This window comes from Myxococcus qinghaiensis, from assembly GCF_024198215.1.
Classification (GTDB): Bacteria; Myxococcota; Myxococcia; order Myxococcales; family Myxococcaceae; genus Myxococcus; species Myxococcus qinghaiensis.
On record NZ_JAKCFA010000003.1, the window covers coordinates 167,542 to 189,494 of the forward strand.

11 protein-coding genes and 2 tRNA genes are annotated in these 21,953 nt (G+C 69.0%); 6 read left to right on the top strand and 7 right to left on the bottom strand.

What is annotated here, in order from left to right:
* Positions 1-82: 82 nt before the first annotated feature.
* From fadJ to LZ199_RS05845, 7 genes are all read right to left on the bottom strand, one after another.
* Positions 83-2,314, bottom strand: a complete 2,232-nt coding sequence (gene fadJ / locus LZ199_RS05815) for a fatty acid oxidation complex subunit alpha FadJ (protein ID WP_253992642.1) — start codon at positions 2,312-2,314, stop codon at positions 83-85.
* The gene (gene fadI / locus LZ199_RS05820; protein ID WP_253992643.1) at positions 2,314-3,615 is read right to left on the bottom strand and encodes an acetyl-CoA C-acyltransferase FadI; all 1,302 of its coding nucleotides are present in this window, start codon (positions 3,613-3,615) and stop codon (positions 2,314-2,316) included. The genes fadJ and fadI overlap by 1 nt, the downstream gene beginning before the upstream one ends.
* Positions 3,616-3,822: 207 nt before the next feature.
* Positions 3,823-5,322 carry a hypothetical protein gene (locus LZ199_RS05825; protein WP_253992644.1) on the bottom strand — a complete coding sequence of 500 codons (1,500 nt, stop codon included), beginning with the start codon at positions 5,320-5,322 and terminating at the stop codon, positions 3,823-3,825.
* A gap of 264 nt (positions 5,323-5,586) precedes the next feature.
* Positions 5,587-6,633, bottom strand: coding sequence for a uroporphyrinogen decarboxylase (hemE, locus tag LZ199_RS05830; RefSeq protein ID WP_253992645.1), 1,047 nt, complete (start codon positions 6,631-6,633; stop codon positions 5,587-5,589).
* A 13-nt stretch (positions 6,634-6,646) separates the two neighbouring features.
* Positions 6,647-9,151 carry an alpha-amylase family glycosyl hydrolase gene (locus LZ199_RS05835; RefSeq protein WP_253992646.1) on the bottom strand — a complete coding sequence of 835 codons (2,505 nt, stop codon included), beginning with the start codon at positions 9,149-9,151 and terminating at the stop codon, positions 6,647-6,649.
* Positions 9,142-10,641 carry a hypothetical protein gene (locus tag LZ199_RS05840; RefSeq protein WP_253992647.1) on the bottom strand — a complete coding sequence of 500 codons (1,500 nt, stop codon included), beginning with the start codon at positions 10,639-10,641 and terminating at the stop codon, positions 9,142-9,144. The genes LZ199_RS05835 and LZ199_RS05840 overlap by 10 nt, the downstream gene beginning before the upstream one ends.
* A 39-nt stretch (positions 10,642-10,680) precedes the next feature.
* Positions 10,681-13,122 carry a glycogen debranching protein gene (locus LZ199_RS05845; protein ID WP_253992648.1) on the bottom strand — a complete coding sequence of 814 codons (2,442 nt, stop codon included), beginning with the start codon at positions 13,120-13,122 and terminating at the stop codon, positions 10,681-10,683.
* Positions 13,123-13,343: 221 nt separating this feature from the next.
* Between LZ199_RS05845 and LZ199_RS05850 the strand changes: the two genes are divergently transcribed.
* The 6 genes from LZ199_RS05850 to LZ199_RS05875 all read left to right on the top strand — a co-directional run bounded on the left by LZ199_RS05850 (position 13,344) and on the right by LZ199_RS05875 (position 21,864).
* Positions 13,344-14,432 (top strand): ABC transporter ATP-binding protein, encoded by a 1,089-nt coding sequence (locus LZ199_RS05850; protein ID WP_253992649.1) that lies wholly within the window; start codon positions 13,344-13,346, stop codon positions 14,430-14,432.
* Between the two features lie 5 nt (positions 14,433-14,437).
* Positions 14,438-16,609 carry an extracellular solute-binding protein gene (locus LZ199_RS05855; RefSeq protein ID WP_253992977.1) on the top strand — a complete coding sequence of 724 codons (2,172 nt, stop codon included), beginning with the start codon at positions 14,438-14,440 and terminating at the stop codon, positions 16,607-16,609.
* Positions 16,606-17,454, top strand: a complete 849-nt coding sequence (locus LZ199_RS05860; RefSeq protein ID WP_253992650.1) for a sugar ABC transporter permease — start codon at positions 16,606-16,608, stop codon at positions 17,452-17,454. The genes LZ199_RS05855 and LZ199_RS05860 overlap by 4 nt, the downstream gene beginning before the upstream one ends.
* Positions 17,455-17,490: 36 nt before the next feature.
* Complete coding sequence (locus tag LZ199_RS05865; RefSeq protein WP_253992651.1) at positions 17,491-21,558, top strand: IPT/TIG domain-containing protein; 4,068 nt, start codon at positions 17,491-17,493, stop codon at positions 21,556-21,558.
* A gap of 149 nt (positions 21,559-21,707) precedes the next feature.
* Positions 21,708-21,779: transfer RNA gene (locus tag LZ199_RS05870), tRNA-Val, on the top strand.
* 8 nt (positions 21,780-21,787) lie between these two features.
* Positions 21,788-21,864, top strand: a tRNA-Asp gene (locus tag LZ199_RS05875).
* The last annotated feature ends 89 nt before the right edge of the window (positions 21,865-21,953 follow it).

The following is a 21,953-nucleotide window of genomic DNA, read 5'->3' on the forward strand; positions in this document are numbered from 1 at the left end:
GGCGGCAGGCTGTTCCTAGAACACCGCCCTGGTCAAGCACCGGGGTGGGAAGTCACGCTCCCCCACCCCGGCGGCCACGGGCTCAGCGCGGGTAGAACGTCTTGCCCGCCTTCACCATCTCCACCAGCAGCGGCGCGGGCGTGAAGCGCTCACCGAGCTTGTCCTGGTAGTGCTCCAGCTTGCGCAGCACCTCCGCCGGTCCACGGCTGTCGGCGTAGTGGAACGGTCCGCCGAGGAACGGCGGGAAGCCCAGCCCGAAGATGGCGCCCACGTCACCGTCGCGCGCGCTGCGGAGGATGCCCTCGCCCAGGCAGCGGATGGCCTCGTTCACCATCTGCAACACCAGCCGCTCCGCCATCTCCGAGGCCTCGAACGACTTGCGCTCCTTGCCGTGCGGCAAAAGGGCGTAGACCGTCGGGTCCACCTCCTTCTTCTTGCCGTTCTCGTAGAGGTAGAAGCCCTTCTGGCTCTTGCGACCCAGCCGGCCGTCGGCCACCACGCCGTCCAGCGACTTCGGCGCCGACATGCGCTTGCCGAAGGCCGCCTCCATGATGGGGCCGACCTTGTGGGCCACATCGATGCCCACCTCGTCCAACAGCGTCATCGGCCCCACCGGGAAGCCGAACTCCACCAGCGCCTTGTCCAGCGCGGCGATGTCGGCGCCCTCGGCCAGCAGGTGCGCCGCCTCGTTCATGTACGGCGCGAGGATGCGCGAGGTGTAGAAGCCCGGCCCGTCATTCACGACGATGACCGTCTTGCCCTGCTTGCGGCCCACCTCCACGCACGTGGCCGTCACCCAGTCCGCCGTGCCCGCGTGGGTGATGATCTCCAAGAGCGGCATCTTGTTGACCGGGCTGAAGTAATGCATGCCGATGACCTGCGCCGGCCGCTGGCTGCCCTTGGCCAGCTCCGTAATCGGGATGCTGGAGGTGTTGGACGCGAAGATGGCGTCGGGGCCGGTGACGGCCTCCACCTCCGCGAGGATGCGGTGCTTGAGCTTCAGGTCCTCGAACACCGCCTCGATGACCAGGTCCGCCGCCTTGAAGCCGCTGTAGTCGGTGCCCGCGGTGATTCGCGCCTGCTTCGCCGCCGCCTCGCGCCACGTGAGTGAGCGGCGCTTCACGCGCTCGTCCAGGATGCCCTGCACCTGCTTCAGCGCGCGGCTCGTCCCGGCGTCGTCCTTGTCCTTCACGCGCACCTGCACGCCCTGGAGCACGCCGGCCACATAGGCGATGCCGCCGCCCATCAACCCGCCGCCCAGCACCGCGACCTTCTTCACCTCGCGCGGCTTCACGCTGGCGTCGGCCGTGCCGTTCTCCTTCTTGAGCGCCGTCGTCGCGAAGAAGACCTCCACCAGTCGCTTCGACACGTCCGACATCACCAGCTCGCCGAACGCCTTCGCCTCCGCCTCCAGGCCCGCCTTGCGCCCGGACTCCAGGCCCACGCGCACCACCTGCAGCGCTTTCTCCGGCGCCGGGTACTTGCCCCGCGTCTTCTTGCGCAGCTGCTTGCGCGCCTGGTCGAAGAGGACCTTGCGGCCCAGCGGATTGTCCTCCAGGGCGACTTCCGTCCACAGCTCCTTGTTCGCCAGCCCCTGGAAGAAGCCCGCGACGCCCTTCTTCTGCCCCACCGCCTTGAAGCCCTGGCCGTGCGTGCGCTCGGGCTTCAGCGTGCCCTCGGCCAGCTCCCGGGCGCGCTGGAGTGCAATCGCGCGGAGGATGGGCGTCGGCACCACTTCGTCGACGATGCCCAGCTTCTTCGCCTTGGACGGCTTGACGTTCTTCCCCGTGAGGATGAGGTCCAGCGCCGCCTGCACCCCGATGAGCGCGGGCAGCCGCTGCGTCCCACCTGCTCCGGGAATCAGGCCGAGCTGCACCTCCGGCAGGCCGAGCGTCGTCTTGGGGCTGTCCGTGGCGATGCGGTAGTGGCACGCCAGCGCCCACTCCAGTCCTCCGCCCAGACACGCGCCGTGGATGGCGGCGACGACGGGCTTGGGAAACGCCTCCAGCCGGTCGAAGCCCACCTGCCCCTGCTGGCTCATGGCGGTGGCCTCCTCCGCCGTCTTGAGCGTCTGGAGGTAGTCGATCTTCGCCCCGGCGACGAAGCTGTCCTTCTTGCCGGAGATGAGCACCACCGCCTTCACGCCCGCCTCGCGCTCCGCCTCCTCCAGCAGGAGCGTGAAGGCCGCGCCCACCTCGGGGGACAGCGTGTTGACGGCCGAGTCCGGCAAATCAAAGGAGACGACGGCGACGCCGTCCTCCACGGTGAGGGAGAAGCCCTGCTTCGCCTCCAGCTCTTCAAGCTTGATGGCCATCACGCACGCTCCAGGACCACCACGGCGCCCAGGCCGCCGGCGGCGCAGACGGTGCACATCACCGTGTTCTTGTTCCGACGCTTCAGCTCGTTCAGGGCCTGCGTGACGATGCGCGCCCCCGTCGCCCCGAAGGGATGTCCAATGGCGATGGAGCCGCCCGTGACGTTGAGCCGCTCCCGGTCAATCTCGCCCACCGGCTCGCTCCAGCCCGCCTTCTTCGCGAACGACTTGGACGCCAGCGCCTGGAGGTTGCTGCCCACCTGCGCGGCGAAGGCCTCGTGCATCTCCACGAGGTCGATGTCCGACAGCTTCAGTCCCGCGCGCTTGAGCGCCGTGGGCACCGCGTACACCGGCCCCTGGAGCAGCTGGTCCCCCGGGTCCGTGGCCGCGTACGCGTGCGAGCGCAGGTAGCCCAGAGGCTCGTACCCCAGCGCCCGGGCCCGCTCCTCGCTCATCAACAGCAGCGCCGCGGCGCCATCCGTGAGCGGCGACGCGTTGCCCGCGGTGACGGTGCCGTACTTGCGGTCGAACACCGGCTTGAGCTTGCCCAGCGCCTCCAGCGTGGAGTCCTCGCGGATGATGTTGTCGCGCGTCGCCGTCGTCTCGTACCGGGGCGGCACCGACACGTGCATCACCTCGTCGTCGAAGCGGCCGTCCTTCCACGCCGCCGCCGCGTTCTTGTGCGACGCCAGCGCAATCCGGTCCTGCTCGTCGCGGGAGATGCCGTTCTCCTTGGCCATCTTCTCCGCGCTCTCGCCCATGGACAGGCCCGTGGAGTATTCCGCGATGGCGGGCGGCACCGGGACCAGATCGGCCGCCTTGAGCTTCTGGAAGGGCCGCAGCTTCTCCGGCAGCGAGCGCCCCTTGGAGGCCGCCGCCAGCGCGTGCGCCAGGGGCCGGCTGGTGAACACGGGCGCGTCCGACATCGCCTCGGTGCCCCCGGCGATGGCCACGTCCACCTCGCCCACCGCAATCGAGTTGGCCGCCGTCGTCATCGCCTGGATGGACGTCGCGCAGGCCTTCGTCACCGTCGCCGCTTCAATCTTCAGCGGCAGGCCCGCGGCGATGACGACTTCGCGCGCGATGGATGGCGCCGTCAGCGACGGAATCACGGTGCCGAACACCAGCTGGTCGATGAGGTCCGGGTCCAGGTCCGCGCGCTGCACCAGCTCCTGGACCACCATGCGCCCCAAATCCAGCGCGGTGAGCCCGGCGAAGACGGTGCCCGCCTTGACGAACGGGGTCCGCAGGCCGCGGACGATGGCCACCCTGCGGTGGCCGTTACGCTTCTCGCTTGCCATGTGTGCCTCACCCTCCTGCGACGACGAGTGAGGCCCATCTAATGGGCGGTGATGCGCCGCGTCAACCCGGGATTGACTCAAGAGTCAATCCGCGAGCACTTGTCCCGAGGCACGCCTGGCCCGCAATGGAGCGAGGGGGCGAAGGGCCCATGACAGGCACCTCCACCCCCTCACCCTGCTACTCACGGGGTCAGGCCCCGCGCACGACTACTTCGCGAGGGTGTCCGTCTGCTGACCCACGGTGATGTCGAAGCGAACACCACCCGCCTCTTCGACCTTGTTCGGGTTCTCCTCGCTGGCCGAGTGCTGGACCAGGTCCACCGCGAACTTGCCCTGCTCGGTCGCGGTCGCCTGGATGGCGAAGCGCACGCCGACATGGTGAGCGCCGTTCGGGTCCAGCATCAGGCCCTCCAGCCGCGCACCGTTCGGGTTGACGATGCGCACCTGGCGCTCGCCCACCACCTCGAAGCCCGTGCCCTGGCGCTGCCAGCGGGCCCACAGCTCCTGGGGCAGCGTGAGGATGAGCTGGCCGCGCTCCAGGAAGGACGGGCCACCGGTGCGGTCGGGGATGCGAACCTCCAGGGCGGCCTGGCCCTGGGCGTCACGCAGCAGGTTGCGCAGGCGGAAGTCGTACTCGCGCACGGGCGCGAACGGCGACAGGTTGACGACGTTCACGTTCTTCCACGCCAGGTTGTTGTTCCAGCGCGTGTTGTTGAGCGTGTTGGAGGGGTTGAGCTCCACCAGCGTCATCGGGTCCTGCGACGACACCCACCGCGTCAGCAGACAGTAGTGGCCGGGCGCCGGCACCCCCGTCCAGGGCACCATGAACTCCTGCGTGGCGCCCGCGGGGATGCTGACGGCGGTGGAGCCGATGGTCGCCCAGTCCATGGGCCACATGGCCGCGCCACCGGAGCCCGTGTAATAGACGATGAGCGTGCCGCTCGCCGGGTTGCCCACGGGCGCCAGCGGGCCGTTGTTGCGCAGCGTCACGTAGACGAAGTTCGTCTGGCCGAACTCGGGGTTCTGGTGGCCCACGCAGCCGGCCGTCTGACAGACGCGAATGTCGGGGCTGACCCAGATGGGGTCCACCGTCGGCGAGTTGCCGAAGTCGCTGGCGTTGTCCTTCGAGTACACGTCCACGCGACACTGGGTGACGGTGAGCGAGACGAAGTCCACCGCGGAGTCGTCCTGCACGATGACGTCCACGAAGCCCTGCGCGTTGAGCGTGGGGATGAGGTTGACCGCGCCCGGCAGCGCCGCCAGGTTGAGGGTGATGGTGCCCGTGGCGCCAAAGGCCACGCCCAGGTTCGGCAGGGAGTCGCCCCACCCGGTGGCGAGCGGCGTGCCCATCGGGCCCATGAACATGAAGCCCATGGAGTCATTGCTGCCCAGGTTGCGCACCGTCATGCGCAGGGTGGCACCACAGATGGGGCCATTGCGGCGCAGGTTGGTGAAGGTGGTGGCGAACCACCTGTCACTGCTCGCGTCGTCGAAGGGACGCGAGCCGGGGACGCTGTAGACCGACGTGATGTAGCTGAGCATGCCGGAGCTGGGCGACACCGGCTCGGTGGGCGCGACGAAGTTGTCCGCGATGCCCTGGGTGAAGGTCTGCGCCTGGGCCGTGCCGCTCCAGGTGAAGGCCACCAGGGCCAACAAGGTGATGGCAGAGCTGAAGGTGGTTCGGGGGTGTGATTGACGATGGTGCATACGCTCCTCGTGGTGCCGCGGGTTCAGCCGCACCGGTCCGGGTCGAAGAGGTCAGAATCGAGTTGAGCGAATGAATGGCGGGCTGCTGGCCGGCGACGGAGCAATGCCCGTGCCTAAAACCAAACACAGACAGAACAGGGATGACGCGGCGCCCAATGACTCGCGCAGAGACCTTTCACGCCACAAGAGCCGGGCTCCCTGTGGCGTGAAAGGTTACGTCGGGCCGCGCGCATTCCCAGACAGGCGCGCAGCGGCCTTGAAGCTTTACGGCGTCAGCGTTCCCTGACGGAGCGCGACACCGTGGCGGTGCACGGCCTCCACGGCGAACTTCGCGGCCTCGGGGTCCGTGGGAGGGAGGATGCCGTGGCCCAGGTTGAAGATGTGCCCCACGGGGCCGGCGCGCAGGAGGATGTCTTTGACGCGCCCATCCAATTCCTCACGCGGAAGGAACAGGTGCAGCGGGTCCAGATTGCCCTGGACTGAAACGTCCGGCCCCAGCACGCGCCGGCCTTCGTCCATGGGGAGCGTCCAGTCCAGGCCCACCACGTCCGCGCCCGTGCGCTTGAGCAAGGGCAGGTGCGTGGACATGCCCACGCCGAAGACGATGACGGGCACGCCCGTGGCCTTCAGCTCGGACACCATGCGCGTCAGGTAGGGCATGCAGAAGCGCTCGTAGTCCCACGGCGACAGCTCGCCGCCCCACGAGTCGAAAATCTGGACGATGCTCGCGCCCGCCTCCACCTGCATCTTGAGGTAGGGGATGAGCGTGTCGGTGAGCTTGCCGAACAGGCGGTGCGCGAGCTCCGGCTGCTCGAACATCAGCCGCTTGATGAGGATGTAGCTCTTGGAGCCGCCGCCCTCCACCATGTACGCGGCCAGCGTGAAGGGCGCGCCCGCGAAGCCGATGACGGGCACGGAGTCGTTGAGCGCCTTGCGCGTGCGGCGGATGGCCTCCGCCACGAAGCCCGTGCCCTCCACCGGGTCCGGCACGCCCAGCTTGTCGATGTCCGCCGCGGTGCGCACGGGCTGCGGGAAGTGCGGGCCCTTGTCGCCCAGCTCCAGCGTGATTCCCATCGCCTCCACGGGAATCAGGATGTCGGAGAAGATGATGGCCGCGTCCACGCCCAGCCGCGTCACCGGCTGCACCGTGACTTCGGCGGCCAGGTCCGGGTGCTTGCACAGGTCCAGGAAGGCGATGTTGCCGCGGATGGCGCGGTACTCGGGCAGGTAGCGGCCAGCCTGACGCATGAGCCAGACCGGGGTGGTGTCGGTGGGCTGGCGGCGAGCGGCGCGGAGGAGTCGGTCGTTCACTTCGAACTCTGGGTCAGGGCTCCGGTCGGGAGCGGAATAGAAGAGGGCTGACGAGGGCGGACGGCACGGCGACGACGGGGCGCTGCTCCCAGGCCACCTCCACGCGGAGGGGACCCGAGCTGTCGAGGCCGGACGCGTCCGGCTCCGGAACGTAGAGCAGCCGGTTCGGTCCGCCTTCCCAGGCGAACTTCCCCGGGCCGTCGTCCCGGACGAGCTTGTACTCGAAGAGGCCCCCCACGGGCAGCGACAGTGTCACCGCGCCCGCCTCCGGGCGCAGCGAGCGCTCGGGCTTCCACCCGCCCAGCTCCGGCCCGCCGCCCACCACGCGCACGGAGGCGTCCCCCGTCGCGAGCACCACCGTGCGCCGCTCACCCTCGCCGCGCCACCACGCCCGCGCCTTCGTGGCGAGCGCCGCGAAGCCGCCCGGCGTGCGGGGCTTCAGCCGACGCAGCGTCACCTCTCCGGGCGGCGCCGAGACGTGGAAGTACTCGGACTCGGCCAACCGGGGCAGCATGCCCTCGGCGCCCGTCAGCGGGTCGGCGGCACGGCCGGCCTCGGCCAGCGCCTTGGGGAGGAATACGTCGCGGGGCTTCGTCCCGGAGTTGATGCCGATGAACACGGCCTCGTCGGGTGTCACGCGGGCATAGGCGAAGAGGTCCTCCCGGGCGGCGAGCACCAGTGTCTCGCCACGCTGGAGGGCCCCGCTGCCCCGCCGTGCTTCCAACAGCCGACCAATCCACGCACGCAGCGGGTGGTCCGGCGTGAAGCGCATGTCCCCACGGTTCTCCGGCTCCTTCGCGCCGGTGAGCCCCTCCTCGATGCCGTACGTCAGCGCCGGCACTCCTCGCGCCGTGAGCTGCACCGCCAGCGCGCGCTTCACCTTCTCCACGTCCCCGCCGCACTCGCTCATCACGCGGGGCAAATCGTGGTTGTCCAGCAGCGTCACCAGCGAGCCGGGCGCCGGGTTCAGCCTGTCGTTGAAGAGCACCGAGCCCAGGTGCGCCGGCGAGCGGCCGCGACAGAAGACATCCACCAGCGCGAAGGCCAGCGGGAAGTCGAACATCGTCCCGAAGCGCCCCTCCTTCATCACCCGCGCCAGCAGCACCGGGTCGCCGTCCAGGAGTTCGCCCAGGAGGAGGAAGTCGCTGCCCGCGTGCGCGCGCACGTCGTCGTTGTAGCGGGCCCAGAAGTCCATCGGCAGGTGCTTGACGGCATCCAGGCGGAAGCCCGCCGGCTTCACCGCGTCCACCCACTTCAGCGACTTCTCCAACAGGTGCGCGTAGACCGCCTCCTGCTCCACCGCCAGGTCCGGCAGCCCGTGCACGTCGCGCATCACCAGCTCGCGCGAGTCCTCCCAGTTCGTGATGGGGCCCAGTCCGTGGAACCACTCGGGCTTCTCGCGCGTGAGCCGCGTGTCCGGCCCCACGTGGTTGAGCACCACGTCCAGCACCAGCCGCATGTCCCGGCGCCGCAGCTCGTCCGACAGCCGCGTCAGCAGGGCCGCATCACCGAAGCGCGGCTCCACCCGTCCGAAGTCCTCCACCCAGTACCCGTGGAAGGCGCCGTACCCATGGAACTTCTCCGTCCGCATCTGGAAGACGGGTGAAAGCCACACCGTGCGGACACCGAGCGACTTCAGCCCGTCCAGTCGGTCAATCACACCTTGCAGGTCTCCGCCGTGAAAGGCCTGCGCGTCCTTCGCATCCACCGTCCCGTCATTGCCCGCGTCCCCGTTGGAGAAGCGGTCCACCAGCACGAAGTAGATGGCATCGCCGTCCGGCGGCATCCACAGGCCCCGGTACGGCTTGGGCGCGGGAGGCGGCACGGGCGGAGCCTCGGGCCCGGGAGGAGGCAGCTCCGACGGCGTGCTCTTGCCCGGCTCGATTCCCTCGCCGGCCGGCGCGTCCAGGCCGGGCACCACGCCAGGGCCACCATCCGTGTTCGGCACCAGCATGGGCGAGGCGAGGAACGAGTCGAACAGCGCGGCGGCCTGCCCCGAAATCTGGCGGGACACCTCGTTCTGCGCGTCATCCTCGCGCTGCTGGTCGAACTGGAGCGCGGCGCCATAGTCCTGCTGGTCGCTGGTCGGCTCCAGCTTGGACGAGGCGCGGTTCGCCGTCGTCTTCACGTACACGTCCCAGGAGAAGCGCCCGCCCACCTGGCCGAAGAACGACACCCGCGTCTCCACCAGGAGCAGCAGCGGGGCCTCCGGGGCCTGCTGCTTGAGCATCGCGAAGCGGCGCTGCGAGTCCGTCACCTTCGCGAACTCGGTGGCGTACCGCTCGTAGGGCACCTCCTGCACCTGGAGGTTGCGCTTGGCCAGGGACTCCTGGATGCGCTGCCGGACACCCTCAGGAACTTGCGACACGGTGCCGCGTCGCTGCGCGTCGTCCCGGATATAGGCCACCGCCACCACCGTGCCCTCGGGCGCCAGCACCGGCGGCCCCTGCCGCTTCAGGCAGCCCGACGCCGTGAGCGCCAGGAAGAGGACGACCATCCACCGCTGTCTCAGAACCATCCTTCGGCCTCGATGGCGACCACCGAGTGCCAGTGGCGCTCGGGGCCGATGTACGTGTTGTACTGGTCCAGGCTATCCACGAACGAATTGCCGAACGCCGCGTGCTGCGAGGAGTGCTGGATGCCGTACAAGAGCCGCAGGCTGGGGCGCGCGTAGATGCCCCGTCCCGTCGGCGTGAGCACGACACCGATTTTTCCCTGCCACGTGTTGCGCGTGTCGCTGTCGCCGTACTCCAGGCCGCGCGAGTCCGGGATGCCGCCGGTGTTGGTGAACACCGAGTCCACGTGGTTGCGATACAGGTTGCCGTTCTGGCTGCGCTCCGTGGCGATGCTCGTCTCCGCCAGGAGGTGCACGCGCTCGGTGAGGAAGTACTGGAGCCGCAGCACGGTGGACGCGATGAAGCGGTCGTCGTCGCCGGGCTTGATGGCGTTGTCCTTGTTGTACGCGTACCCCACCCAGACGCCCCACAGGGCCTCCAGCTTGTCGGGGATGATTTTCAGGTACGCCTCGTTGCCCAGCGCCGCCTCGTAGCGCTCGTCCGTCTGGTCCGCGATGAAGACCTGGAACTCCCTGTCGCGCACGCGCTCCGTGTAGCCCTGGTCCGGGTGCTTGCGCTCGAAGGTGAGGTACAGGTTGTCCCAGATGAGCGGCCCCAGGTTGCCGAAGCCCACGTAGCCCATGGCCCGGTACGACAGCGCGCTGCGCGGAGTCAGGCGCCCCACCTCGTAGTCCGCCTGGCCCGGGTTCTGCTCGAAGTAGCGCTGCACGACCTCGCGCCGCACGAAGTCCTCGTAGTTGGTGTTGGGCGACGCGTAGAGCGCGTTGCGGTTGCCCCGCACCTTCGGCTCGTAGCCGAGCTGCCCGCGGATGCCCAACTCCAGGTGCCCCGGAATCAGCCGGTAGCGGAAAGACGCGGCGCCGGTGAGCACCGTGTTGTACTTCTGGGGACGCAGCGTGTAGCCGCTGTCACCCACCGCCAGCAGCACGTCGTAGCGGTCGCCCTGGTACGTCCCGGACAGGCCCACCGTGTCCCAGAGCAGCGTCGCCGGGCGCTGGTCGTAGATGTGCAAGTCATTCCACCGGTCCTCGAGCGTGCCCAGCTGCCACGTCACCCTGTCGAGCAGGATGTTGCCGGCGCGCACGAACAGGTAGTCCGCGCGGAAGTTGACGAAGGAGCCGTTGCCCGGGTCGGCCGAGCGGAACGACGTGCCGGAGAAGCGCGTGTGCACCTCCGCCCACGCTTCGTCGGTTCCCGGCGCGGACTGGAGCACGTCCAGTCTCAGGTTCAGCTCGCCGTAGGGGCTCTCGTTGAGGAGCCGACCGTACAGCCAGTAGTAACCGAGCTGGCCGGAGCCCCCCGAGAAATCCGGGCGGGTCATGATGCGGAAGTAACCCGCCGCGCCGAAGCGATCTCTCGTGGCGTCGGCCAGGGTGACGAGCGGGAAGAGGAGCAGCAGGAGGGCGCCGAGGCGCGCTGGCAGGACTCGCATGGACGGGCCCTGCTTATAGCGCACCTCGGCTGCCTGCCCCTACTCCGCGCGCAGGACGACGATGGTGCGCTCGGGCACCCCGTAGGTCGTCCCCGTCACGGGGGACGGCGCGTCCAGCCAGGAGTTGCCCGTGACACGGGACTCCAGGCCCGTGGCGGACAGGTACTCGGGGCTGTCGAAGTAGGCCTGCGTGTCGATGAGCCGCTTCCACTGGCGCCCCGGCGGCAGGGTGAACTCCACCGCGCGCGGCTCCATGTTGATGAGCACCACCAGCTCCGGGCCGTGGGTCGTGTCCGGGTAGTGCATCATCAGCTGCTTGGTGTCCCAGCCCACCTCCTCGGTGTTCTGGGCGCTCTTCCACACCAGGGGCGAGCCCTTCTCGTAGTCCGGCGGCGCGAAGGCGTAGGAGTGCTCCTTGCGCAGGCGGATGGCCGCCTTGACGAACTCGTACATCCGGTGCCGCTCGTCGCGCGCCAGGTACGCGCCCCACTGGTACCAGTTGAACGGGTTGTCGGCGCGCGTGGAGTAGGCGTTGTTGTTGCCCAGCTGCGTGCGCATCCACTCGTCGCCGCCCAGGATCATGGGCGTGCCGTGCGAAATCATCATCGCCATGAAGGCGTTGCGCATCATCTGCCGGCGCATGCTCTCCCCGCGCGCATCCCCCACCGGGCCCCAGTTGCGCGAGCGGTTGTGGTCCTCGCCGCTCACCTTGTCGCAGAAGGGGCTGTTGGGCGTGTCGCAGCACACCGGGTTGAGCGGCCCGCACTTGTTCTGCTTCACCTCGTAGGTGAACAAGTCATACATCGTGAAGCCGTCGTGCACGGTGATGAAGTTCATCGAGTGGTACGGGCGGCGGCCGTTGCGCGAGTACCACTCCTTGCTGCCGTACATCAGGAAGGCGCCGTCCGCCGAGCCCGGCCTGCCGCACAGCGAGCCCTCGTTGGAGTTGAGCTTCCAGTCGTCGCGGTTGATGAACGCGCGCCACCAGTCGCGGAAGCGGCCGTTCCACTCGTACCAGCCGTTGCCCGGCTGGGTGAGGGAGTTGGGGAACTCGCCCATGGGCATGCAGTACCAGCCGCCCGCGCTCCAGGGCTCCGCGATGATGCGCGTGTTGTACTTCTGGAGCACCGGGTCATCGACAATCTCCTGGAGCACCGTGTTCTTCGGATCATCCCAGCGGTTGTAGTCCTGGTCTCTCTCGCCAAGGATGGGCGCCAGGTCGAAGCGGAAGCCGTCGACGTGCAGCTCCTCGGTGTAGAAGCGCAGGCTGTCGATGATGAGCTTGCGCATGGGCCGGTGGTTGGGCCGCGTCTGGTTGCCCACGCCCGTGTTGTTCCAGTACAGCCGCCGGTCCCCGGTCAGGCCGTAGTACGCCTGATTGTCGATGCCCCGGAACGAGTACACGCCCGCCACTTCCGCCGGGTCCAACGAGTCCAGCGGATCGCCGGGCAGCACATCGTCCGACTCCAGCTTCTCGCGCCAGAGGCCGCCCTCGCCGGTGTGGTTGTAGACGACGTCGACGATGACCTCGATGTCCCGCTTGTGCAGCTCCTCCACCATCCACTTGAACTCGTCGATGACCTCGTTCGGCCGCTTGAAGGCGGCGTAGGACAGCTCGGGCGCGAAGAAGTTGATGGTCTGATAGCCCCAGTACCCGCCGTCCAGCGGCTTCTCGTGGATGGGGAGCAGCTCCACGGCGGTGATGCCCAGGTCCTTGAAGTAGTCGGCCTTCTCGCCCAGGCCCCGGTAGGTGCCGGGGAAGCGCACGCCGCTGGCGGGGTCCGCGGTGAAGCCCTTGGCGTGGACCTCGTAGACGATGAGGTCCTGCCACTTGTGGCCCGCCCACTGCTCGTTCTGGCGGTTGTCCCGCCACTGCCGCTCCGCCTCGCCCCACTGGTAGGTGCTCTGCACCAGCACGCTCTTGGCGGAGGCCGCGTACGTCACCTCCGTGCGCGCCGGTCCGCTCGCGGTGCTGCCCTTGCCCCAGTCGTGGTCCCGGTGCAGCGCCTTCGAGTACGGGTCCGTCAGCAGCTTGTTCGGGTTGAAGCGGTTGCCGTCCACGTCCGCGTCCGCGCGGAAGCCGTGGATGGAGCCGGGGAACCAGCGCTCGTCGAACTCCCAGTTGGGGCCCCACGCCCGGAAGCCGTAGTGCTGCCCCAGGCCCACGCCCTCCACGTAGACGTTCCACACGTCCCCGTAGCGCGTCAGCGGGTACGTGCGCGAGGGCCGGTTGCTCTCCGGGTCATCGAACAGGAGCAGCTCCAGCCGCGTCGCGTTCTCCGAGTAGAGGGCGAAGTTGACCCCCTGGTCGGTGAACGTCGCGCCCATGTGCTTCATCGACTCGACGTCCTCGACGGTGTAGCTCGGGGCGCGGGCCTCGCTGTGGTAGAGCCGGACGTAGTCGCTCTCGCTGCAACCGACGGCGAACAGAAAAGCGACCAGGGTCGCGCCCCTCGGGAGGGACCAACGGGGAGTGCTCATACGGTGGGGTAGACCTCGACGAACCGGATGCCGTCTTCCATAACAAGCGCCTTCCGGGGCTGACAAGGCGGCCACCCCCGTTGTCACTCTACGGACTCCGGAAACTTCCGGATGGGCCCCCGCGATAATGACGCACCGCGCCCAACCCGGCGGGTTTGAGGAAAGCGCGAGGCTCCGGGTAATGTGCCGCGCCGTTCCCCCCTCTATTTTCCGAGCGCGTCTTGTCCGAAGTCACCCTGAACGGAATCAAGAAGTCGTTTGGCCCGAACCTCATCGTGAAGGGCGTGGACCTTCAGGTGGGACAGGGCGAGTTCCTGGTCATGGTGGGGCCGTCGGGCTGCGGAAAGACGACGCTGCTGCGGCTCATCGCCGGGCTGGAGCAGGTGGACTCAGGCGAGGTGCGAATCGGAGGGGCGCGCGTCAACGACGTGCCCCCGAGAGATCGCGACGTGGCGATGGTGTTCCAGTCGTACGCGCTCTACCCCCACATGACGGTGCGGGAGAACCTGGCCTTCGGCCTGACGCTGCGGAGGTTCCCCCAGGCGGAGATCTCCTCCCGGGTGGACGAAGTCGCGGCGATGTTGGAGCTGGGGCATCTCCTGGAGCGCAAGCCCAAGGCGCTGTCGGGTGGTCAACGCCAGCGCGTGGCCATGGGGCGCGCCATCGTCCGGCGGCCGAAGGTCTTCCTCTTCGACGAGCCCCTGTCCAACCTGGACACCGCCCTGCGGGTGCAGATGCGCGGGGAGCTGGCGCGGCTGCACCGCCGGCTGGGCGCGACGATGATCTACGTCACCCATGACCAGGTGGAGGCGATGACGCTGGCCACCCGGGTGGCTGTCTTCAACGGGGGCGTGTTGCAGCAGGTGGGCCCCCCGCTGGAGCTGTACAACCGACCGGCGAACCGCTTCGTCGCGGGCTTCCTGGGCTCACCGGCGATGAACTTCCTGGAGGCCCGGCGCGACGGGGCGAACCTGGTGGGCAAGGGCTTCACCTTGCTCTCCCCAGCGGACCTCTCTCCGGGCGCGGCCAACGTCCTGGTGGGCCTGCGTCCCCAGGACCTGCGCGTGGCGACGCTGGGGCCCCTGGCGGGCACGGTGGACGCGGTGGAGCGGCTGGGGTTCGACGGGTACGCCTTCGTCAGCACGGAGGCGGGCCCGGTGGCCGCGCGCTTCGACAAGGGCACCCAGGTGTCGGTGGGCGACAAGGTGTTCCTGGCGCCCATGGCGGACGCGCTGCATGTGTTCACCGAGGACGGCTCCGTGGCCCTGCGCCATCCCGTGGAGCGCGAGTCGCTGGAGGTGGCGTCTTGAGCAGGGTGTTGGCGCTGGTGCTGCTCGCCCTGGCGGGGAGCGCTCACGCGGAGGAGCCCCAGCCCGCGCCCCTCAAGCTGTGGCACGCGTACCGGGGTGGAGAGGAGGCCGCGCTGCTCCAAGCGACCACGCTCTTCACGGAGAAGACGGGCGTGCGGGTGGACATGCTCGCGCTGCCCTATGACGCCTACGCGGCCAAGCTGACCAACGCCATTCCCCACGGCGCGGGCCCCGACGTCTTCATCTTCAACCACGAGCGGCTGCGCAACTTCCAGGGACAGAACCTGCTGGCGCCCACGACGGGCACCCTCGTCCGGGACGACTACTTCGCCAACACGGTGCAGGCGCTGGAGGTGGATGGCCAGGTGTACGGCTATCCGATGTCGCTCAAGTCGCTGGCGCTCTACGTGAATACGAAGCTGGTGCCGCGCCCGCCCACCACCACCGCGGAGCTGCTGGCGCTGCTGCCCACCCTGTCGAAGCCCGAGGAGGGGCGCTTCGGGCTGGCGTACGAGAGCGGGGACTTCTACTTCCACGCGCCGTTCCTCTTCGGCTTCGACGGGCCGCTGTTCGACGCCACGGGCCGGGCGAGCTTCGACACGCCGGGGATGGCGCGCTCGCTGGCCTTCGTGAAGAAGTTGCAGGACGAGCGGATGATGCCCACGGAGGTGTCGGGGGCGCTGGTGAAGACGCTCTTCAACGATGGCCGCGCGGCGATGACCATCAGCGGCCCCTGGTTCGCGGGGGAAATCGCGCCGTCGGTGCAGTACCGCGTGGTGGCGCTGCCCACGGTGAGCGAGACGGGCACGCCGATGAAGCCCTTCCTCGGCGTGGAGGCGGCCTTCGTCTCCTCGCGCACGGAGCAGGCCGCGCGGGCGCACGAGCTGGCGCGCTTCCTGTCGCTGGGCGAGGCCTCGCGGGTGCGCACCACGGTGGGCCGGCAGATTCCGGCGGACGTGGCCGCCTACCAGTTCCAGGAGGTGAAGGACGACACGCTCATCTCCTCCTTCCGCGAGGCGGCGCGCGACGCCACGCCCATGCCCAACACGCTGGAGATGGCGCGCGTGTGGGAGCCCATGAAGCTGACGCTGCGCGCGGTGCTCCAGGGCGGAACCCGGCCCGAGGACGCGGGCGCGCTCGCGGACCGCCGCTACCGGGCCCTGCACCGGGAGCGTCCGCCCGAAGCCAACCCCATGCCCTGGCTGACGCTCGCGGGGGTGATGGTCCTGGGCGGTGGCACGGCGTGGGTGCTGCGGCGGCCGGCGCAGAGCCAGACGTTCCGTCAGCGCTATCCGGATGTCTCGCGCGCGGTGACGTATGTCGCGCCCGCGGCGGCGGGCCTGCTGGTGCTGGTGTTCATCCCCTTCGCGGTGGGTTTGACGCTGTCGCTGTTCCACCACGACGCGGGGCAGTACACGTTCGTGGGCCTGGCCAACTTCGTCGACATCCTGGCCAGCCGGGGCTACAGCATCACCGAGCCGCTCTCGTTCTACTTCACGCTCGCGGTGACGCTCCTGTGGGCGGTGGTGAACGTGGTGCTGCACGTGAGCATCGGCCTGGGGCTGGCGCTCATCCTGAAGGACCCGCTGCTCAAGATGCGCGGGGTGTACCGGGTGCTGCTCATCATCCCGTGGGCGGTGCCCAACTACATCACCGCGCTGATGTGGAAGGGCATGTTCCACCGGCAGTTCGGCGCCATCAACGGCCTGCTCGTGGCGCTGGACCTGGAGCCGGTGAGCTGGTTCACCCGATTCTCCACGGCCTTCGCGGCCAACGTGGCCACCAACACGTGGCTGGGCTTCCCGTTCATGATGGTGGTGGCGCTGGGCGCGCTGCAGTCCATCCCGCAGGAGCTGTACGAGGCCGCGGAGGTGGACGGCGCCAGCAAGTGGACGCAGTTCCGGCGAATCACCCTGCCCCTGCTCAAGCCCGCCATGCTGCCCGCCGTCATCCTGGGCAGCGTGTGGACGTTCAACATGTTCAACATCATCTACCTGGTGTCCGGAGGCGAGCCGGGCGGCGCCACGGACATCCTGGTGTCTGAGGCGTTCCGCTGGGCCTTCCAGCGCAACGAGCAGTACGGCTTCGCGGCGGCGTACTCAGTCCTCATCTTCGTGGTGCTGATGGGCTGGTCGGTCTTCACCCGGCGCCTGATGAAGCCGGAGGAGGCGTCATGAAGAAGCCCTCCGGCTTGAAGATGGCCGTCATCCACATGGGGCTGAGCCTGATGTGCATGGTGACGCTCTACCCGGTGCTGTGGGTGGTGAAGATGGCGCTGTCGCCGTCGGACAGCATGTCGCTCACCGCCAACCCGTTCCCGGACGCGGTGACGTTCGACCACTTCCGGGACGTGCTGCTCGGCTCGGATGCGCAGGGGAGATGGGTGTTCGGCCGGCAGGTGCTGGCCAGCTTCATCGTCTCCGGCGCCACGACGGCGGTGGGGCTGACGCTCGCGGTGACGGCGGCGTACGCGCTGTCGCGCTTCAAGTTCCCGGGCAAGGAGGGCGGCATGCAGGCCCTGCTCGTCACCCAGATGTTCCCGGCGACGCTGATGCTGGTGCCCATCTACGGCATCCTCCAGAAGCTGCGGCTGCTCGACAGCCTCACCGGGCTGGTGCTGGTGTACGCCACCACCGCCCTGCCCTTCTGCATCTGGATGTTGAAGGGCTACTTCGACACGCTGCCGCGCGAGCTGGAGGAGGCGGCGGTGATGGACGGGGCCTCGCCCTTCCAGGTGTTCATCAAGGTGGTATTGCCCCTGGCCCGCCCCGCGCTGGCCGTGACGGCGCTGTTCTCCTTCATGACGGCGTGGAACGAGTTCGTCCTCGCCGCCACGCTGATCAATGACCCGACCCGTTTCACCCTGCCCGTCGCCCTCCAGCGGTACGTGGGCGAGTACAAGGTGGAATGGGGCAAGTTCGCCGCCTGCGCGTTGATTGTCTCCGCGCCGGTCATGGCGTTGTTCTTCGCTCTCCAGAAGCACCTCGTCGGCGGGTTGACCGCCGGCGGCGTCAAGGGGTGATGGCCGATGTCGCGTTGTCCGAGGTCCCTTCTTCTCGTGTTGTCGTTGCTCCTCGCGGCCTGTGGCGATGACCCGGAGGGCGGCCTGCCCCCCGCGGCCACCCCGCCCACGGTGAGGGAAATCACCCCCGCGGGTGGCCCCATCGCGGGCAACACGCTCATCAACGTCTATGGCTCCGGCTTCGAGCCGGGCGCGAAGCTCTACCTGGGCAACCAGGAGGCGCTGCGCGTCGTCGTGGTCAACGCCTTCCGCATCTACGGGTACTCGCCCTCGGCGGGCACCGCGCAGGTGGACGTGAGGGTGGTCAACCCGGACGGCGCCTATGGCGTGCTGGTGAGGGGCTTCAACTACGAGGGCCCGCCGGCGGCGAACATCGACCAGGCTGAAATCATCAACGGCAACACCGACGCGGTGAGCGGCGGGCAGCCGGTGGGCGTGCTGGTGCGCGGCGCAATCACAGTGGCCGGCCTCACCCGGGGCGTGGGCCAGGGCGGCGGCGTGCGCGCGCAGGTGGGCTTCGCGGCGGCGGACGGCGAGCTGCTCAACGCGGACAGCTACACCTGGGAGGAGGCCACGTACGAGGGCGACTCCGACAGCGGCGAGGCGGACATCTACAAGGGTAACGTCCTGCTCCAGCCGGCCATCGGCGGGGAGAGCCGCGAGTGGGTCATCACCATCCGCTTCTCCATCGACGGTGGGAAGACGTGGGTGATGGCGGACGGCGACGGCATCGCCAACGGCGTGGCGGAGAACATGCTGCGCCGCGTGTTCATCACCCGGCCGCGCGTGGACTACTGCAAGCTGGGCCCGGACGGAAACCGCGCCAACCCGGAGCTGTTCTACCGCCCCGCGGACACGACGCCGGTCAAGGTGGCGGGCCAGGTGTACGCGGCGGGCATCACCCAGGGCGCCGGCGCGGGCTCGGGGCTGGTGGCGCAGCTGGGCATCGGTCCGGTGAACTCGGACCCGCGCGACTCCGCCGCGTGGACGTGGGTCCCCGCCGTCTACAAGGCCGAGCACGGCAACAACGACGAGTGGGAAGCGGACCTGCCCAACCCGGGCACGGAGGGCACGTACAAGGTCGCCTTCCGCTTCAGCATCAGTGAGAACGCGTGGCGCGTGTGCGACGCGGACGGCGTCAACGACAGCGTGGAGGGCGAGCTGACCTTCAGCCTGTTGAAGCTCGGCACGCTCACCGTGGGCACCGAGGCGCCGAAGCCGCCCGTCGCCTGGTGCAAGATTGGCGAGGACCAGAAGGCCCCCGAGGTCATCAACTACCAGACGACGCAGACGTCGGGGCTCAAGACGGTCTTCGCCCAGGTCAACCTGCCGGGCGTGACGGACAAGGTGGGCGCGGGCCCGGGCATCTCCGGCCAGCTGGGCTGGGGCCCCGCGGGTGAGGACCCCCGCACCTCGCCCTTGTGGAACTGGGCCACGCCGCTGGCCTGGAACAAGGACAACTTCGAGGTCAACGACGAGTGGAAGGGCACGCTGCCCAACCCGGGGCTCAATGGCGACTACCGCTATGCGGTGCGCTTCAGCGCCAACGGCGGCCCCGTGCGCGTCTGCGACGGAAACGGCGTGGATGACGGCGGCCAGGAGTTCGAGCTGGCGCAGCTGGGCCAGCTCACCGTCGCGGGCGAAGTGGTGGTCCCCAAGGTCATCGGCTACTGCAAGCTGGGGCCGGATGGGAACACGACGCCGGAGACGGTGACGTACGCGACGGACGCGGTGGCCAACCGCAAGGTGTTGGCGCAGGTCTTCGTGCAGGGCGTGACGAGCGGCGCGGGCGCGGGCACGGGCCTGGTGGGCCAGCTGGGCTGGGGGCCCTCGGGGGAGAACCCGGCCACTTCGGCTCAATGGAACTGGACGACGACGGCCGCGTACAAGGACGAGGTCGGCAACAACGACCAGTTCGAGACGACGCTGCCCAACCCGGGCACGCTGGGCAGCTACCGCTTCGCGTACCGCTTCAAGGTGAATGAGGGCGCGTATCTGCTGTGCGACTCGGACGGAAACAGCGGCGGCCCCACGGGCTTCGACACCACGAAGATGGGCACGCTCACCGTGAGCGCGGCGCAGGACATCTCCGTCGGCTGGTGCAAGCTCGGCGGTGAGGCCACCGAGCCGCCTCCGAGCGAGGTGTACCGCGTGGGCCAGGCGACGAAGGAGATTTATGCCCAGGTCTACATGGAGGGCGTCACGCCGGGCACGGGCGGAGGCACGGGCATCCAGGGCCAGGTGGGCTACGGGCCGGAGGCGGCCGCGCCGGACTCCGCGAGCTGGCAGTGGACCTCCACGGGCGCGAGCTTCAACCGCGAGGTGGGCGGCGGGAACAACGATGAGTGGAAGGCCGCGCTGCCCAACCCGGGCACGGTGGGCCGCTACAAGTTCGCCTTCCGCTTCAACGTGAATGGTGGTGCGTACCGCTACTGCGACGCGGACGGGCTCGGCAACGGCTTCTCGCTGGACCAGGCCGGTGGCCTGGAGGTGAAGCCGGTGGCCGTGGACGCGTGCCAGCTGGTGGGTCCGGCGACGCTGACCGCGACGCCGGGCGGCGCCACGCAGGTGGTGCACGGCAAGGTGCTGGTGACGACGGTGACGGACGTCACGAGCGGCGCGGCGGGCGCGGGCATCACCTCGGAAGTGGGCCATGGCCCCGCGGACTCGGACCCTGCGACGGGGACGGGCTGGAGCTGGACGGCCGCGAGCTTCTCGGGCGAGACGGACAGCGGGGCGCAGGACTCCTACGAGACGTCGCTGACGGCGCCCGCGACGGAGGGCACCTACGCGGTGGCCGTGCGCTTCCGGTATCAGACCGGGGCCTGGGCCTACTGTGACCGGGATGGCAGCGCCAACGGCTACCAGACGGCGCAGGCTTCGGTCCTGACGGTGGCCGCGGTGGTGCCGCCGCAGGTGGACTGGTGCCGGCTGGGCGGTGATACGCAAGCGGCGCCCCCTGTCGAGGCGTACGCCATCGGCGAGGCGGCCTCGAAGGTCATCGCGGTGCAGGTGCACGAGGCGGGCGTGACGCCGGGCGCCGGTGCGGGTGCGGGCATCGTCGCGGAGCTGGGTTATGGCCCCACTGGCAGCGCCCACACGGGCGGAGGCTGGCAGTGGGTGGCGGCGACGCATGGCGCCGACACGGGCAACAACCAGAATGACGAGTACCGGGCCACCCTGCCCAACCCGGGCACGGCGGGCAGCTTCCGCTTCGCCTACCGCGTGAAGCTGGGCACCGGCCCCTACGTGTACTGCGACGCGGACGGGACGGATGACGACTTCGACATCGCGGACGCGGGCACGTTGACGGTGCAGGCAGCGGCCACGGGCGTCTGCCGGCTGCAGGCCGTGAGTGGGACGACGGTGGGCAGCGGCGATGCCGTCACCGTGACGGGCCGCGTGCGCATCCCTGGCGTCACCAACGGCCCCGGTGCGGGTACGGGCCTCCAGGTGCAGGTCGGCCTGGGCAACGCGGACGTGGACGCCTCCACCACCCCGGCGTCGTTCACCTGGAAGCCGGCGACCTACTCCGGCGAGGCCTCGGGCGAGGCGGACACGGACGAGTTCACCACGGCCATCCATCCGGCCTACGAGGGCAACCGTGCCGTGAGTCTTCGCTACAGCACGGATGGCTCGACGTGGACCTACTGCGACAAGGATGGCAGTGACGTGGGGGGCTATTCCCAGGGCCAGCAGCATGCCCTCACCGTCAACAAGCACTCGGACATCGACTACTGCAACGTGCAGTGGCCGTTCTCCGCAGGTGCCGGTACGACGGTTTACGGTCAGGTGTACGAGGACGGAGTGACGTCTCAGGGCGGCGCGATCCCGGGCCTCATGGCTGAGTTGGGCGTGGGCAACGCCCAGCAAGACCCTGGTGTCGCGGGCTGGACGTGGGTCGCCGCCCCGTTCCTGAGCGACGAGGGCAATAACGACCAGTTCTCAGCGCCCCTGCCGGGTGCCGCAGGAGATGCCTACGCGTACCGCTATTCGCTGAATGGAGGCCCCTACTGCTACGGCGATCGGAACGACCGGGGAGGGGGCGGCAAATTCGGCGACGGCTTCTCAGGAGCAAACCTGGGAGCCACAGGCGGCCCCTAGGCCGCAAGGCCCTTAAGTCACCGGCCGCGCGAGTGTTTTCACGCTCGGCGCGGTCGGTGACGGAAGATCCCGGGTCTTCTAAACAGGTGCTTGACAGGGGCGTGGGCCACTTATAAAAGCCCGCTCGTCGCAACGCGGAACACGCCTGCGGGCGGATAGCTCAGCGGCAGAGCGTCGCCCTTACAAGGCGAGGGTCACAGGTTCAATCCCTGTTCCGCCCAAGGTTTATGGGGAGTTAGTTCAGTTGGTTAGAACGCCGGCCTGTCACGCCGGAGGCCACGGGTTCAAGTCCCGTACTCCTCGCCAGGAATTGCCCCAGTAAGTCTTCGGACTTACTGGGGTTTTTTCTTTTCTGGCCATGGCTGTCACCGCTGGCCGGCAGCCGGGGCGTTCTC